The following is a 15272-nucleotide window of genomic DNA, read 5'->3' on the forward strand; positions in this document are numbered from 1 at the left end:
CAACAAAAATATAATTTTTAAGTAAAAAACTACAAAAAATCATCACAAATTAGAGATGCATTTTCTTTTTCCATATACAATTGATGATTTTGACTCAAGAATCTCATTGGGAATTTTTAGATCCAGAAACCAGCTTGAATTTGGCACATTTTTGTCTTTATCGCCATAATAAAGTTTTATACTGCAATTAGGTTTTTCTTCCTCATAACGCAATCTTGTCGAAGAGACAGCTACTAACTCGCTAACTTTTAAACCTCTTAAGCAAGCTTTCCAAGCAATTGTTCCACCAATGCTAAAACCTAAAACTGAGGCATTTTCCCTCTCCAAATCCAATAAGTTATTTACAGCTTTTTCAATTCCGCCATTCAAAAATTGATTATGGATTTCATCACTTGAAGAATCAATCTGAGCTAATTTTAAAACATCATAATATTGAACATCAAATTTAAGTTCTAAAATTTCGATATAATTCTGAATCCATTCAGGATTGCCTCCAAACAAATCTGACAGAAAAAGCAATCTTGGTTTTTTCATATATTGTAAAACTAAATTAAGAAGAGTGATTCTTTCAATAACAAAGAAAGGGCTATTTCAAAAAAACAGCCCTTCAAAAATATTATATTTTATGTTTAAGCCAATGCTTGCTTTAAATCTGCAATTACATCTTCAACCGTTTCTAAACCAACAGAAACACGAACTAAACCTTGCGTGATTCCTACTGCCAATTGATCTTCTTCAGATAATTTGCTGTGTGTTGTAGAAGCTGGATGAGTTACAATTGTTCTCGTATCTCCAATATTTGCAGATAATGAGCAAAGTTGAATTGAATTCAAGAATTTTCTTCCTGCTTCGATTCCGCCTTTAATTTCAAATGCAATGATGTTTCCACCAGCTTTCATTTGTTTTTTAGCAATTTCGTATTGTGGATGCGATTTCAAGAACGGATATTTTACGCTGTTTACATTCGGGTGACTTTCTAAAAACTCAGCAACTTTTAATGCATTTTCGCAATGTCTGTCAACGCGAACAGCCAATGTTTCTAAACTTTTTGAAAGAACCCAAGCATTAAACGGTGATAAAGCTGGTCCTGTATTTCTAGAAAACAAATAAATCTGTCTGATTAATTCTGCATCTCCAACTGTTACTCCGCCTAAAACGCGTCCTTGACCATCAATCAATTTAGTAGCTGAATGAATCACCAAATGCGCTCCAAATTTAATTGGCTGCTGTAAATATGGCGTTGCAAAACAATTATCTATAATTAAAATCAAATTGTGCTTTTTAGCAATATTTCCTAACAATTCTAAATCGATTACATCAACTCCAGGGTTTGTTGGAGATTCGGCGTATAATATTTTAGTATTTGGCTTAATGAAACTTTCTATTGTTTCCGGCTTATTAATTTCGAAATAAGAAGTTTCGATATTCCATTTTGGAAAATAAGTCATGAACAAAGCGTGAGTTGAACCAAAAACACTGCTCGCAGAAACAATATGATCTCCAGAGTTTAACAAAGCGGCAAAAGTAGAATATACTGCTGCCATTCCTGTTGCAAATGCATAACCAGAATCGGCTCCTTCCATTTTGCAGATCTTGTCTACAAACTCCGAAGTGTTTGGATTGCTAAAACGGCTGTAAATATTTCTTTCCTTTTCTTCTGTAAAAGAAGCTCTCATATCTTCAGCATCTTCAAAAACAAAGCTTGATGAAAGGTACAAAGGCACCGAATGTTCTAAATATTGAGATCTTTCTAATTGTGTTCTGATGGCTTGTGTTTCAAAACCAAATTCTTCTGTATTCATTGTGTGTTGTTTTTTTTGTTTTTTTTGTTTCAGGTTTCAAGTTTTAAGTTTTAAAACTGAAATCTAAACCCAAAACAAGTCAATTATTTATGCGCAATCTGAGCATTTTCTAATTATCTAATTGACAAATTATCTAATTTATAAAGCTTCGTTGTTCAAGACAACTTTGTATTTAATTGTCGCTGTTGGTTCAACCGTTTTAGCTACCGAACAGTATTTCTCAAAAGAAAGTTGAGCCGCTTTTTTTGCTTTATCAGGATTGATTTCTCCTTCTAAATAAAAAACCACATCGATTTCTTTAAAAGGTTTTGCTTCTTCGATTTGAACTCTAGTTCCTTCAACCTCAGCGTTGAAAGAAGTAATTTCCTGACGTTGTTTTTTTAAGATCGAAATCATATCAATAGCGCTGCATCCTGCAACTCCCATTAATACCAGTTCCATTGGGCTTGCACCTAAATCACTTCCGCCAAATTCAGCTCTGCTGTCAACGTCAACTATGTGACCGCGTTCATTTTTCACTTTGAAATGAAATGCATCATTTACTCTGTTTAAAGTTACTTTCATGGTATTTATTCCTAAGTTATTTGTCTTTTTTATCTAATTTATTCCAATACTCTAAAACCTGTTTTTTAGATTCTGCATCTAAAGATTTAAAATTATCTGAAAACTTGTCTGTTCCAAAATTATCTGAAACACTTGACTCTATGCTGTAAAATTTATCTTTTTGGGAAAATACAAGATGAACTGACTGTTGCTTAAAATCAGCATTGTATAATCCGTAAATAAAAAGAGCATCTACACTTTTGTCTTTATTATAATCTCCAAATGCTTTTCGGCTTCCCCAAGATGAAATAATTCCGTTGTGGTTTACTTCCAAAATCGATTTTAAAACCCATTTATCATTTACTTTCGTAAACCTTTGGAAATACATTTTGTCAGGAATAACATTTTTTTCAATCTTAGAAAAAATAAAAACATTTTCTTCATTCCCTGGAGAGCTTACCTCATCAACCTGAATTATTCTTACTCCTTTGTACGGAAAAACATCCTGAGTATAACTGTCTTTGTTCCTAATAACATTAGAAACCTGAGCCATGATACTATTTGAAATCAACAATAAGATAAAAATCTTTTTCATACTTTTAAAACTATTTAATTAAGTTACGAATTTAAGATTTTTCTTTCTTTTATTGCTGTTGCATTATTATCCTTTATCAGATAATCTTAAAATATCTCCAAAAACTCCTCTTGCCGTTACCGCAGAACCTGCACCGGCTCCTTGAATAACGATTGGACGATCTCCGTAAGATTCTGTATAAATTTCGAAGAAAGAATCTGAACCTTTTAATCCGCCTAATGCAGTATCTTTTGGCACTGAAACTAATTTAACTTCTAGATTTCCTTTGTCATTTTGCAAATCTCCAGACAATTCACCAATATATCTTAAAACATGATTTGGCTGTTGTTCTGCTTTTATTTTAGCATAAATTGGATCGAATTCTTTCAATTTTGTCAAGAAATCGGCAGCACTTCCTTCGCGTAGGTGTTCTGGAATTAAATTCTGAATTGAGATTTCTTCAAATTCATTTTGCAAATCTAATTCTCTAGCTAAAATTAATAATTTTCTACCAACATCATTTCCGCATAAATCCTCACGCGGATCTGGTTCAGTATATCCGTTATCAATTGCTTCTTGCAAGATTTCACTAAATGGAGCATCTTTCGCTGAGAAATTATTGAATAAATAACTTAAAGTTCCAGAGAAAACTCCTTTTATTTTTGTGATATTTTCTCCTGAAAGGTGTAATAATTTAATCGTATCAATTAATGGTAATCCCGCACCAACATTGGTTTCATATAAATAATTCTTTTGGTTTTCTGCTAATGCTTTTCTTAACTCTTTGTAGAAACCATAGCTTAATGTATTTGCCACTTTATTAGAAGAAATCAAATCGAAACTGCTTTCTACAAGCGGAATGTAATTCTCAACAAAAGTTGCGCTTGCGGTGTTATCAATCGCAATTAAGTTCTCTAAGTGATGCTCATTCGCGTAAGCAATAATATCTTTTATGGTGTAAGCTTCGCCTTTGGTTTCAATTTCGCTTTTCCAATTGCTGTTAACACCGTATTTATTTAAAAGCAGTTTTTTAGAATTCGCTATAGCGAAAACATTAAGCTTAATGTCTTTACGTTTTTCAATTGCTGCAGCCGATTCTAAAATCTGATTGATTAAAGTTCCTCCAACTAATCCGTGACCGAAAATGGCAATGTTGATCTTTTTAGAAACTCCAAAAATCTCTCCGTGAATTACGTTCAGAGCTTTGTTTAATTCCTCTTTTTTCACAACTAAACTCACGTTTTTACCTGTTACAGTGTTGTTGAATAAAATTGGAACAATTTTATTTTTGATTAAAGCGGTGTATGGTTTATGGAAAGTACTTAAATCCTGTCCAATAATCGAAATTACTGATACATTGTCTGTAACCGTGATTTGATTTACATCTTTAGAATAAAAGTCATTTTCAAACTCTTTTTCTAATTCAACCATCGCAAGAGTAGCTTTTTCTGTTGCCACCACAAGACCGATTCCTCTTTCTGAAGAACCTTGAGAAATGATGCTTACACTAATATTGTGATCGCCCATTACTTTAAAAATTCGGGCATCAACTCCCGCTTTTCCAAGTAATCCACGTCCTTCAAGATTTACAAGAGAGACATTTTCTAAAACAGAAAGTGTTTTAATCCCTTCTTTAGAAGAATCCGATGTAATTAAAGTTCCGCGATTTTCATGATTGAAAGTATTTAAAATTCGTAACGGGATATTCTTTTCTAACAAAGGAATAATCGTCTTAGCATGAAGAATCGTTGCTCCAAAATTTGCCAGCTCATTTGCTTCGTTAAACGATAAATATTCGATTTTTTTAGCATCTGCAACCAAATCTGGATTTGCAGTATAGATTCCGTCTACGTGCGTGAAGTTTTGTAATTCTTCTGCGTTTAAATAATTTGCGATTAACGAAGCGGTATAGTTACTGCCATTTCTACCTAAAGTAGTTGTGTCGTTGTTGTTGTTTGAGCCAATGAAGCCTGTAACTATATTAACCGTTTCGCCGTTATGTTCTTTAAAATAATTTACTACGTTTTTCTTTGAAAGCTGTTCTAAAGGCTGAGCATCGCCAAATTTAGAATCTGTTTTCAACAAATCTCTTGTATCTACAAAATTGGCAGGAATTCCTTTTTCCAGTAAAATAGCCGTCAATAATTTAGCCGAAAGCAATTCTCCTTTAGATAAAATCTGATCTTTGATTTTTTTGCTGTAATCACCAATTAGACTTACTCCTTCAAAAAGTTTGTCTAAGACATTAAATTCTTCAGATAAATCAACCTGTGGATAATCTGATATTTGATATTTTTTAAAATTCTCTAATAATTCTTTATAACTGCCATTTTTAGCTGCAATGCTTAAAATAAACTCTAATTCGTCAGTAGCATTTCCGCGTGCAGAAACTACAACGGCAATTTTTTCACCTTGATTTACTTTATCAGAAATGATTGAAACAACTTTGTTAAGTCCTTCTCCGTTTGCTAACGATTTACCTCCAAATTTTAATACTTTCATTTTATTTCTTTATTGTTTCTGCCTTAAAAATATCGGCAAGTAAATGATCTAATTGTTTGTACTCGATTAAAAAAGCGTCATGTCCGTGAACCGAATCAATTTCGCTATAGAAAACATTGTCTTTAAACTTCTTCAACTCTTCATAAGTTTCTACGTTTTCTTTTGCTGTAAAAAACAAATCTGAATTGATTCCGACAATATGAATTGAAGCTTTTGTTTTAGACATTAAGTTTTCAAAACTTTCACTATTTCTAGTAATATCAATTGTTTTAAGCAACTGATTCATTAATTTATAAGAAGACAACTGAAATCTTTTCTGCAATTTTTTTCCATGATGCGCCAACCAGCTTTCGATATTAAAAATTAAAAGATCTTGGTTTATGGTACGCTGAAATTTTTCTTTGAAAGATTCTGGCGAACGGTAACAAAGCATGGCATGTATTCTGGCGTCTTCAATTGGTTTCGACGAATTATTAAGAATTTGCTCTTGTAAAAAGCAATTTGCGATAAGCCAATCTGTCGATTTCCAGTCGCTCGCTATCGGAATAAGGTTTTCTGTGATATTTGGCGCTAATGCTAAAATTTCCCAAGCAATTCCACCTCCAACAGAACCTCCAATAACTGCAAAAAGCTTTTCGATATTTAAAGTTTTCACACCTTCGATAAAAATTCTTGCAATGTCTCTTGCTGTAAAATCTAAATAGTTATCGATTAAGAAAGAATCGTTTCCGTTTCCTGGAACATCAAAAGACAAAATGGTGTAAACAGCAGTATCAATGGTTTTGCCTTCGCCAATCAAGTCATTCCACCAGCCACTTTCGCCAGTAACTTGCGAATTTCCAGTTAAAGCATGGTTAACCAAAACAATAGGCGCGCTGTGCAGAGGTTGACCTGCCAGCGTAAAACTTAATGGTATAGAATGATAAGTTGCATCACTTTCTGTGATGAAATCTTGAATTATAATGGGATTTGGTATATTTTCCAATTTCAAATCTGTTGTATTATTGATTTGTATATGGAAATATTAGAAAGAAAAACTAGGTTTAACTAGAAAAAATCTTGTTGTTATCTTTCCACGTTTGGCGTGGTAGAATGTAGCACCTTCTTCGTTTTAACGAAGGGTTGCTAAGGCTTCATCGGGTCTAATCCCTCGTCCTTTCTTTATAACATTTCAATACGTGTTTGAACTTAACGGTGCAAATTAACTACTATTTTCTCTAACAAACAAATTTTATCTAAAAGTGTTTGTTAAATTTCTGAGACTTATTTTAGCAAAAACTATTATACGCAAAAATTTACCGAACAAAAATGTCCAGTAAAATTAAGCAGGTTTTACCCTAGTTTATGATGCTTTTCCGTTTAGATAAAAAGCGTTTCATTTTCTTTTGAATACATCAAAAACAATAAAGAGTTAGGTACTTTTTTCTCTGCTGCTTTACCTTCCTCTGTGATTTCAGCCTCTGTTATTCCGAATCTTGGATGAGCCAATTCGTTTATTGGTGGAGGCGGATTATTTTTTCTTGTTCTTCTATTTTTCAAATCTGAAATTTTTTCTGCTAAGTAGTTCAATGTGCTCATGATATTAAGTTTTAGTTAAGTTGCGTTTTATAATCTTTATTTCTCTTTTATGTTTGTGTTAAGCCCCTTTCGGGAATAAAAAAACCCTTTTGGATTTTCTAGATACCAAAAGGGTTTAAGTTTTTAAACTCATTTATACTTTTAGTATCAACAGACGTATGCGCAAATAAGCGCGACAGTAAACATCTTGTTCATCTGTAAGGATTTATTCATCTGTGATTTATATTGTATTTTATTTAAATTCTGCATTTGTTGTAAATTAAAAAGCCTCCCAATTTTTCTTGGGAGGCTTTTACTATATTATTATTGTATTCTTACAATTTTTTTAAGCAATAGACACCCCAGCCTCGGTATTAACCGAAATGGCACAAAACATTTTGTTGACTTTTAAGTTCATTTGATTTCTAGTAGATTTTGGGTATAACAAATATGCAAATATTTTTTTTATTACACAAATTAAATTCAAGAATTTAATTACAAAAATCGTTAAAAATCAGTTTTTTAACGACAAAAAACATCTTACAAAAACGAAAACGAAATATTAAAGGTAAAAAACCTACAAAAAAACATATTTTCCTTAACAATTCCATTTGACAAATCAATTTATCAAAGAACTTTCTCTCTTTTTTTCTAAAAATTTATAGCCAAACGGCTTCTTTAGCCCTAATTCGTTCAGCAATTTTCAGAATATCGGTTATAATTCCTCTTGAAATTGCCTGTTTGCATGGTGGAGCACTCTGAATTACAATCGGAATATCGGCGTACGATTTGGTATAAATTTCAAAAATGGTATCAGAACCTTTCAATTGCCCGATTGGAGAATCGACTGGTTCAGAAATCAATTTGGCTTCCAAAGTGCCTTTTTCAATATCAAATTCTCCTACATATCGAAGCACATGACTTTCTGCCTGAGTAATTTTGGCAATCTTAAAAGATTTATCGACTGCGTCTTTATTTAACACACCATTTTTTTCCAAATGTTCTTCGGTTATAAACGGCTTAATTTTAATATCTGAAAGCTCAAAATCTTTTCCAATTTCTCTAGCCAATATCAGAAGCTTTCTTGCTGTATCATTTCCTGATAAATCTTCTTTGAAGTTTGATTTCATTAAACCTAAAAGGCTTGCATCTTTTAAAACAGACGAAAACGAAACATCTTCCGATGAAAATCGATTAAAGACATAACTCAAATTATCAGAGAAAACCCCTCGAATCTTAGTGATTTTTTCTCCCGAATAATACAAATCTCTTAAGGTTTGCAAAACAGGAATTCCAGCCTCAACAGATGTTTCATAAAAAAACTCCTTGTCATACTTTTTAAGATCTGCTCTCAGTTCTTTATATAAGTCAATCGGGAGCGTATTGGCTTTTTTGTTTACTGCTACAATATTGAATCCATTTTTGATTAAAGTATTGTAATGCTTCACCAATTCATCGCTGGCTGTTGCGTCTACGGCAATCAAGTTTTCGAATTCATTTTCTTGTGCAAATTCGACAATATCTTCTACTTTAAAAGGAACAGCCAATTGTCTAAAATTGGTTTCCCAAGCATATCCAACGCCTTCTTTCTCAAAAAAAGCAACCGTTGAATTGGTTATTATTGGAAAATGAAAATCGACATTTTTACTTTCCAGAAAAAACTCCTGACTTTCTACAATTTGATTAATCAAAGTACTTCCGATATTACCAATTCCGAAAAGGATAATGTTTATTTTAAGCTTTGACATAATTTCTAACATTTTTAATTTTTTAAAACCATATAAGTGATGTAAGTTCATTTAATATTCCAACGTTTATCAATTAGACGCACTGCAGTGCGTCTCTACATATGATTTAAATTTTATAATGGTGTTTTTCATAAAAAATTACCTTTAGCAAAACCACTCGCTAAAGGCAATTTTTCAAACAAAAAACAAAAAAACCTAATTTTTATTGATGCTGAATTGAGAAAGCGAAACGCTCTCAAAAACAGTTTGTAAATCAGCAATTAAATCTTCGATATCTTCAATTCCAACAGACAGACGAATCAAATCTTTAGAAACTCCAGTTTCTATTTGTTCCGCTTCTGTTAATTGCTGGTGTGTAGTACTTGCTGGGTGAATAATCAGTGATTTTGTGTCTCCGATATTAGCCAGCAAAGAGAACAATTTTGTATCATCTACCACTTTTTTGGCTGCATCAAAACCTCCTTTTAATCCGAAAGTGATAATGCCGCTTTGACCTTCTGGCAAATATTCTTTGGCCAGATCAAAATATTTATTTGATTTTAGACCTGGATAATTTACCCAGACTACCTCATCTTGTTTTTCTAACCATTCAGCTAGAGCCAAAGCATTTTCACTGTGTTTCTTGATTCGGATTGGAAGTGTTTCTAGTCCCTGAATAATCTGAAAAGCATTAAATGGACTCAAAGCGGCACCAAAATCACGCAGACCTTCAATTCGAGCTTTTGCTATAAAAGCGGCATTTCCTAAAGCTTCATGATATACTAATCCGTGGTATCCTGCAGATGGCTCGGTAAATTCCGGGAATTTTCCGTTTGCCCAATCAAAGTTTCCAGCATCAATGATAACGCCTCCTAATGAAGTTCCGTTTCCTGCGATATATTTAGTTAAGGAGTGAATTACAATATCGGCGCCATATTTAATTGGGTTCAATAAATAAGGTGTCGCAACTGTATTGTCTACTATAAATGGTACTTTGAATGCTTTGGCTTCTGCCGAAATTGCCTTTAAGTCTAATACATCTAATTTTGGATTTCCAAGAGACTCAACAAAGAAGGCTCTTGTATTTTCTTTTGCTGCTTTAGTAAAATTTTCAGGTTTTGAAGGATCTACAAATGTGGTTGTGATTCCTAATCTTGGCAAGGTAACTTTTAGAAGATTATAAGTCCCTCCGTATAAACTGTTTGAAGCTACGATATGATCTCCCGCTTTTAGCAAAGTCAACAAAGTTGTCGAAATTGCTGATGCTCCAGAAGCCGTCACAACAGCTCCAATTCCGCCTTCGAGTGCAGCCAGTCGCTGTTCTAAAATATCATTTGTCGGGTTATTTAATCTTGTATAAATAAATCCGGCTTCGGCAAGACCAAATAAATTGGCTGCATGATCGGCGTTATTAAACACGTATGATGATGTCTGATAAATAGGCACGGCTCTTGTTCCTGCGTTTTTAGTTACGTCGTGTCCTGCGTGTAATGCGTTTGTTGCAAATTTTTGTGTGCTCATGATTTTTAAGTTTTTAGGTATTGTTAATTGTATTCATGATTTAAAATTTAAAATGTTGGAAATAAAAAAGCCCTTTCGGATGGCGCCAAAAGGGCTTATAGTTTAACTATAACAAAGATTGTCTCTTTCACTTTTGGCAACAGCAAATTGGGATGCACATTTGCATCATCTTACAACACATCATATTTCCTTTTGCTATTGTTTTCATTTTGATTTAAAATTTGAATTCGACTATTTTTTAAATTCGACTAATTCGATAGAGTAAATGTAATAAGTATTTTTTGAACGACCAAATTAAAATTGAAATTTTGTACTATTTTTTTTTGAAATTTCTTTCAAGCCTTTCAAATAAAGACTTGAAAGAAATTTATTTAATTAAAATTTAAAGCTCAAACGAGCAAAACCAAATCTTCCGTTTAATCCGAATTGAGAAACTGCTCTTGAATATGCAAACTGATTCGCATTTGTCAAATCTGTACTTGGCGCTGGCGACAAAGTTGGCGTTGTGTTTGTAAATGCAGGAGTTGCAGGATTATTTCTATCTGGATAAACATCTCCTATATTATTAACTCCAATGGTAGCTCTCAAATGCTCGTTGATCTGATATCCTAAAGATAAATCTGTAACCAATTTTGCGCTGTATTCTGGATGTTCATATACAGAAGAAAATCCGTCCAGATTAACATCTGTTGCTCCTGGATCTGTAACTTTTCCGAAATAGCTGTTTCTTAAATAAATATCCAGTTTTTTAATATTGAAAGTTGTCATCAAATTGGCTTTCAATTTTGGAATCGCTTCTTCCAAATATACTCGGCTTGATTCTGGAAAGAAAGAATAGATGTAAGGTTCTCCTCCAGCATTAACGATAGACTGCGGAATATGTAGATCTCCTACTCTTTTAGTTTCGTTGAAGCTTAATGCAAAATCATTTCTAATTGTGAAATACTGAATTACATCGTATTTCTGCGAAATTACCAAATCAATTCCTTTTGTTTCAGAATCGATTCCGTTTGTCCAGAACGAAGCTCTTTCCACTCCTTTCAAATCAAATGCCTGCTGAAATAAAGTCAACGCCTCAGCCTGTTCTGGTGAAGTTGCCGCTGCAATCTGCGCATCTGTTGGTCTAGAATATTGTCCAGACAGTACAATTCTGTCGTTGATTCTTGTAAAATAAGCATCAGTAGCAATGGTTATGTTAGCTTCAGGAATTTTGAATGTAAATCCTGTACTGATGCTTTTTGATTTTTCTGGTTTTAAACTTTCAATTCCAATGCTTTTTGCCGCTTGCGAATCGTTTGTAAAATAACCAACTTGATATGGAGAACCGTTTATAAATTGAGTAGAACTTGACTCAAAATATCTTTGCTGTAAAGAAGGCGCTCTAAAACCAGTCTGTCCAGAAATTCTCCAATTGATATTATCATTTAATTTTAAAAGTGAAGCCAGTTTAAACGTAACCGTATTTCCAAAATCTGAATAATTTTCATAACGCGCAGCTCCATTTATAAGCCATTTTTCAGTGGCATTCAATTCTAAATCAACATAAGCGGCACCACTTTTTCTGTTTTTTTCTTTAGCATCCGAAGGCTGAAATCCTGAAAATCCTTGAGCTCCTGCTCCACGTTTGTTTCCAAAGAAGTCAGTTACAATTAATGGTGAATTGCTTGGCAGAATTCCTGAAACTAAATTTCCGTTTACATCATACAATCCGTAAGAAGCTTCTTCTCCTGCTTTAATTTCGTAGTTTTCATATCTGAATTCACCGCCAAAAGCAACATTCAGTCCAGAAAGAACATCTAGCTTTTTACTAAAATCCAAATTAGTTGTGCTTTGTAAAAACGAAACTTTTCCTGCATCAAAACTAAAAGGAGAATTTATTCCTAAAGTTGCATTGATGGAATTATTTACATCATAATTAAAAGAGTTTGTTCCTAAAGTGGTACTCATATCGGTATCAAATCCAAATAATTGCGTAGTTACACCAACTGCTGCAGAAGCATCTAAAATTTTTGATTCAATTTCTGGCAAGAATCCGTTTTGATACACTTGCGTGAAAGTTCCAGAACCATTTGGCAATCTATTAAATGCATATGATTTTCCGCTTCTGTACGATAATCCACCAAAAGAATATAAAGAAGTTATTTCTGTTAAAGGATATTTTGCATTGTAATATGTTTGTCCCGAAGCCAATTCTGACTGACCAACACTCATATTATAATCACTTCTCTGCTGTCCTCTATAAGCCAATTCATTATTAGTTACATCAAAATTTAAAGCGGTCTGCATTTGCGCAATTGTTGAAGCTGATGCTATGGCGTTTTGCTGTGCTGTTGTAAAATAACTTACTTGCGGCGCATATTGTTTTAAAGAAGACAAAATCTGAGCTGAATTAGCAGTCGTATTAATGTTGCTAAACAAAGAGTTAATTTCTACACCATCTTGTGCTGCTCTATTTTCTACTGCATTATAAGCATTAAAAATAGCATTGCTTCTAATTCCTGCTCTGCTTGTTGCTTGTCTCGTTACCGCAGTTCCTGTGATATTTAAGAAACTTCCAGGTTTGCCCAATGAAGTTCCGTAGTTTAAATCGATTTGAGCAGTTTGACCGTCTGCTCCTCCTTCAAAATTATTTGATCCCGAAGATAGATTCGCGCCATATTGAATTCCTCCTGTCAAATAATTAGCGTTTTTCTTTAGAACAATATTAATAACTCCCGCAATCGCATCAGAACCGTATTGTGCGGCAGCTCCATCTCGTAAAACTTCTATTCTTTCTATGGCAAAAGATGGAATTGCATTTAAGTCTGTTCCTACAGATCCTCTTCCTGGCGATCCGTTTATGTTTACTAAAGCACTTGTATGTCTTCTTTTTCCGTTTACTAAAATCAGAACCTGATCTGGCCCTAACCCTCGTAATTGTGCAGGGTCAACGTGGTCTGTTGCATCTGCCGTAGATGTTGGATTACTCGTAAACGAAGGAGCAACATAATTTAAAATTTGAGTTACACTGGTTTGAGGTGCTCCTTTTGTTATTTCTGATACGTTAAAAACATCTACCGGAACTGGCACGTCTGTTTTAACTCTGTTTTTACTTCTTGATCCAATAATAGTAACTTCAGACAGTTCGTTGTTTTTTAAACTGTCTTGCTCTTTTTTATTGTCTTGAGCATAAAGTCCTGAAAAAGTCACAAGACCTAAAACGATTAGTACATTTTTCTTCATTTCTTTTTTTACTGATTAATTATTGTTTTTGGCTTAAAAAAAATCTTACAGGTTTATTTTTGGCATAAAAAAACCTCTGCGGTTCGGCAGAGGTTCTATTTATATTTTATTGAAAAATAACTACAATAGCGTCTCTGCGGAGAACTCCGGCATCTTACAAGACATCATATTGCAAACTGTAAATTTCATTTGTTTCTTTGTTTTAACGGGGCAAAGTTGCAAACTATTTTTTAATCGACCAAACAAAAAACAAAATATTTTCTATTACCCTATCAAAATAGTATGTTATTGTTAAATTTCTGCTAGAAAAAATAAAAAAAGTTGAACTTTAATTTGCAAATCAAAATGGTTTCATACCTTTGCACCCGAAACAGAGGAAAAATTTGAACTGATTGCAACCTCTTCATAATGAAATGGTTTCATTGTGAATGCTGAAAGATTCATTTCAGCAGTAAAAAATGCTAAAGCAGAAACTCTCCTTTAGCCCTTTTTAGCAATTATTTTCCTCGCTTAAATTTAAAACTAATACATTTTTATTACATTATTATGGCTTATTTATTTACGTCAGAATCTGTTAGTGAAGGGCATCCAGACAAAGTTGCAGATCAAATTTCGGATGCATTAATTGACAACTTTTTGGCATTTGACGCTGACTCAAAAGTAGCTTGCGAAACGTTAGTTACAACTGGTCAGGTTATTTTAGCAGGTGAAGTAAAATCGAATACTTATCTTGATGTTCAGCAAATTGCACGTGAGGTAATCCGTAAAATTGGATATACTAAAAGTGAATATATGTTTGAAGCAAATTCTTGTGGAATTTTATCAGCTATTCACGAGCAGTCTGCAGACATTAATCAAGGTGTTGACAGAGCTAAGCCAGAAGAACAAGGCGCAGGTGACCAAGGAATGATGTTTGGTTACGCTACAAACGAAACTGAAAACTACATGCCATTGGCATTAGATTTATCTCATAAATTATTACAAGAATTAGCTATTTTAAGACGTGAGAACAAAGAAATCACTTATTTACGTCCAGATGCTAAATCTCAGGTAACTTTAGAATACAGCGATGATAACAAACCAACTCGTATTGATGCGATTGTTATCTCAACTCAGCATGATGATTTTGATGAAGAAGCTGCAATGTTGGCTAAAATCAAAAAAGATATTATCGAAATCTTGATTCCAAGAATTATTGCTAAAAACCCAGAACACGCTCATTTATTTAACGATAAAATCAACTACCATATTAACCCAACAGGAAAATTCGTTATTGGAGGACCTCACGGAGATACTGGTTTAACAGGAAGAAAAATTATCGTGGATACTTACGGTGGAAAAGGTGCTCACGGTGGTGGTGCATTCTCTGGAAAAGATCCAAGTAAAGTAGACAGAAGTGCTGCTTATGCAACTCGTCATATCGCTAAAAACTTAGTTGCTGCCGGTGTTGCTGACGAAATCTTAGTTCAAGTTTCTTACGCAATTGGAGTTGCTGAGCCAATGGGAATCTTCATTGAAACTTATGGAACTTCTAAAGTAAACTTAACTAACGGTGAAATCGCTAAAAAAGTAGAAGCTATCTTCGATATGCGTCCTTACTTTATTGAGCAACGTTTAAAATTAAGAAACCCAATTTATAGCGAAACTGCTGCTTACGGACACATGGGACGTAAACCAGAAACGGTAACTAAAACTTTCTCTGCTCCAGGCGGAAACGAAAAAACAGTTACTGTTGAATTGTTTACATGGGAAAAACTTGATTTTGTTGACCAAGTAAAAGCTGCATTTGGATTGTAAATCTAGATTTATAGACTAGCTTAGATT

11 protein-coding genes and 1 riboswitch are annotated in these 15272 nt (G+C 33.5%); of the genes, 1 reads left to right on the forward strand and 10 read right to left on the reverse strand.

Features of this window, described 5'->3' with window-relative positions; all coding sequences use genetic code 11:
• Window positions 1–42: 42 nt before the first annotated feature.
• The 10 genes from AC5ZCW_RS17080 to AC5ZCW_RS17125 form a co-directional block, all read right to left on the reverse strand.
• Entirely contained in the window at window positions 43–534 is a 492-nt protein-coding gene (locus tag AC5ZCW_RS17080) for an alpha/beta hydrolase (RefSeq protein WP_496120949.1), read from the reverse strand.
• A gap of 95 nt (window positions 535–629) precedes the next feature.
• Window positions 630–1802 (reverse strand): trans-sulfuration enzyme family protein, encoded by a 1173-nt coding sequence (locus AC5ZCW_RS17085; protein ID WP_198854634.1) that lies wholly within the window; start codon window positions 1800–1802, stop codon window positions 630–632.
• Window positions 1803–1940: 138 nt separating this feature from the next.
• Window positions 1941–2366 carry an OsmC family protein gene (locus AC5ZCW_RS17090; protein ID WP_281634721.1) on the reverse strand — a complete coding sequence of 142 codons (426 nt, stop codon included), beginning with the start codon at window positions 2364–2366 and terminating at the stop codon, window positions 1941–1943.
• Window positions 2367–2382: 16 nt separating this feature from the next.
• Window positions 2383–2940 (reverse strand): hypothetical protein, encoded by a 558-nt coding sequence (locus tag AC5ZCW_RS17095; RefSeq protein WP_343544372.1) that lies wholly within the window; start codon window positions 2938–2940, stop codon window positions 2383–2385.
• Between the two features lie 66 nt (window positions 2941–3006).
• Window positions 3007–5421 carry a bifunctional aspartate kinase/homoserine dehydrogenase I gene (gene thrA / locus AC5ZCW_RS17100; RefSeq protein WP_343544373.1) on the reverse strand — a complete coding sequence of 805 codons (2415 nt, stop codon included), beginning with the start codon at window positions 5419–5421 and terminating at the stop codon, window positions 3007–3009.
• Between the two features lies 1 nt (window position 5422).
• Window positions 5423–6406 (reverse strand): alpha/beta fold hydrolase, encoded by a 984-nt coding sequence (locus AC5ZCW_RS17105; protein WP_343544374.1) that lies wholly within the window; start codon window positions 6404–6406, stop codon window positions 5423–5425.
• 77 nt (window positions 6407–6483) lie between these two features.
• A riboswitch (SAM riboswitch) is annotated at window positions 6484–6591 on the reverse strand.
• Between the two features lie 189 nt (window positions 6592–6780).
• Window positions 6781–6999: a hypothetical protein gene (locus tag AC5ZCW_RS17110; RefSeq protein WP_343544375.1), complete on the reverse strand. Its 219-nt coding sequence runs from the start codon at window positions 6997–6999 to the stop codon at window positions 6781–6783.
• 638 nt (window positions 7000–7637) lie between these two features.
• Entirely contained in the window at window positions 7638–8726 is a 1089-nt protein-coding gene (locus AC5ZCW_RS17115; protein WP_343544376.1) for a homoserine dehydrogenase family protein, read from the reverse strand.
• Between the two features lie 195 nt (window positions 8727–8921).
• Window positions 8922–10226 (reverse strand): O-acetylhomoserine aminocarboxypropyltransferase/cysteine synthase family protein, encoded by a 1305-nt coding sequence (locus tag AC5ZCW_RS17120; protein ID WP_496120950.1) that lies wholly within the window; start codon window positions 10224–10226, stop codon window positions 8922–8924.
• Window positions 10227–10601: 375 nt separating this feature from the next.
• Window positions 10602–13448, reverse strand: a complete 2847-nt coding sequence (locus AC5ZCW_RS17125) for a TonB-dependent receptor plug domain-containing protein (RefSeq protein ID WP_496120951.1) — start codon at window positions 13446–13448, stop codon at window positions 10602–10604.
• A 546-nt stretch (window positions 13449–13994) separates the two neighbouring features.
• Here AC5ZCW_RS17125 and metK point away from each other — a divergent pair.
• Complete coding sequence (gene metK / locus AC5ZCW_RS17130; protein ID WP_111367782.1) at window positions 13995–15245, forward strand: methionine adenosyltransferase; 1251 nt, start codon at window positions 13995–13997, stop codon at window positions 15243–15245.
• Window positions 15246–15272 lie beyond the last annotated feature (27 nt).

The organism is Flavobacterium sp. PLA-DH12, assembly GCF_059511845.1.

Excerpts from the sequence above, each read along its gene's own strand:
- AC5ZCW_RS17095 (WP_343544372.1), bottom strand. The coding sequence starts at position 2,940 with ATGAAAAAGATTTTTATCTTATTGTTGATTTCAAATAGTATCATGGCT.
- AC5ZCW_RS17125 (WP_496120951.1), bottom strand. The coding sequence starts at position 13,448 with ATGAAGAAAAATGTACTAATCGTTTTAGGTCTTGTGACTTTTTCAGGA.
- AC5ZCW_RS17120 (WP_496120950.1), bottom strand. The coding sequence starts at position 10,226 with ATGAGCACACAAAAATTTGCAACAAACGCATTACACGCAGGACACGAC.
- metK (WP_111367782.1), top strand. The coding sequence starts at position 13,995 with ATGGCTTATTTATTTACGTCAGAATCTGTTAGTGAAGGGCATCCAGAC.
- AC5ZCW_RS17090 (WP_281634721.1), bottom strand. The coding sequence starts at position 2,366 with ATGAAAGTAACTTTAAACAGAGTAAATGATGCATTTCATTTCAAAGTG.
- AC5ZCW_RS17080 (WP_496120949.1), bottom strand. The coding sequence starts at position 534 with ATGAAAAAACCAAGATTGCTTTTTCTGTCAGATTTGTTTGGAGGCAAT.
- AC5ZCW_RS17115 (WP_343544376.1), bottom strand. The coding sequence starts at position 8,726 with ATGTCAAAGCTTAAAATAAACATTATCCTTTTCGGAATTGGTAATATC.
- AC5ZCW_RS17085 (WP_198854634.1), bottom strand. The coding sequence starts at position 1,802 with ATGAATACAGAAGAATTTGGTTTTGAAACACAAGCCATCAGAACACAA.
- thrA (WP_343544373.1), bottom strand. The coding sequence starts at position 5,421 with ATGAAAGTATTAAAATTTGGAGGTAAATCGTTAGCAAACGGAGAAGGA.
- AC5ZCW_RS17110 (WP_343544375.1), bottom strand. The coding sequence starts at position 6,999 with ATGAGCACATTGAACTACTTAGCAGAAAAAATTTCAGATTTGAAAAAT.